Origin of the sequence: Methylobacterium sp. WL103, assembly GCF_008039885.1 — a bacterium.
GTDB lineage: Bacteria > Pseudomonadota > Alphaproteobacteria > Rhizobiales > Beijerinckiaceae > Methylobacterium > Methylobacterium cerastii.
The window spans coordinates 1-1,117 of record NZ_VRUX01000950.1 but is presented as its reverse complement, the minus strand read 5'-3'; the positions used below and the strand labels follow the sequence as shown (position 1 = coordinate 1,117).

Here is a 1,117-nt window from a genome sequence, read left to right as displayed (position 1 = left end):
CTACGCGGCCGGGGCGCTGGGGAGCCTGTCGCTCGCCGTCGAGTTCGCGGCGCGCGGCCCTGCCGTCGGCGGGGCCCTGGTGCGGCACCTGCTGCTTTCCGGCGGCGCGGTGCTGATGGCGGTCTGCGGCGCCGTACTGCTGTCGCTGTGGCGGCGCGGACAGGGCCTCGTCGCGATCCTGGTCGGCGGCATCCAGGTGGTGCCGGCGGTGGCGCTGCTCGGCGCCCTGGTCGCGCTGGCCTCGGGCCTGCTGCGGGCGGTGGGCGCGGCGCGCCAGGCGATGTTCGTGACGCTGGGCGGCGCACTGGTGACGGTGGGCCTCGATCCGCTGCTGATCTTCGGGGCCGGGCTCGGGGTCGACGGGGCGGCGATCACCACCTGCGTGGCGCGCGCCACCTTCGCACTCGTCGGCTGGCACGGGGTGCGGCAGCACCGGATGCTCGCCGCCCCGCGCCTCGCCGAGACGCTCGCCGACGCGCCGCTGGTGTTCAGGATCGCCTTGCCGGCGGTGCTCACCAACCTCGCGCCCTCGGTGGCCAGCGCCTTCCTCGCCCACGTGCTCGCCCGTTACGGCGCGGTGGCGGTGGCGGCCAACGTGGTGATCGACCGCCTGACGCCCGTGGCCTTCGGCGGCCTGTTCGCGCTGTCGGGCTCGATCGGGCCGATCCTCGGACAGAACTGGGGCGCCGGCCGCTTCGACCGGATGCGCGGCGTGCTTCGCGACGGGGCGCTGGTCACGTTCCTCTACAGCGCGATCGTCTGGGCGGCCCTGGTGCTCGCCCGCGGCCCCCTGATGCGGCTGTTCGAACTCGACGGGGTGGCCGCCGACCTGTTCGGGTTCTTCTGCTTCGTCAGCGGCGGGGTGTGGTTCTTCAACGGGCTGCTGTTCCTCGCCAACGCCTCGTTCAACAACCTCGGCTTCCCGATCCGCTCGACCCTGCTCAACTGGGGCCGGGCGACCCTGGGCACGATGCCGCCGGCGCTCGCGGGCGCCGCGTTGTACGGCCCGCGCGGGGTCCTCGCCGGCGTCGGAATCGGCTCCCTCGCCTTCGGCGTGGCCGGCATCCTCATGGCCGTCCGCACCGTGACGCTGCTCGAGCGCGACGCCGTCGCGCCC

1 protein-coding gene is annotated in these 1,117 nt (G+C 74.8%); it reads left to right on the top strand.

Annotation, left to right across the window (positions count from 1 at the left end):
* On the top strand, nucleotides 1-1,117 hold a 1,117-nt coding region (locus tag FV222_RS26950; protein ID WP_147816191.1), incomplete at both ends, for an MATE family efflux transporter.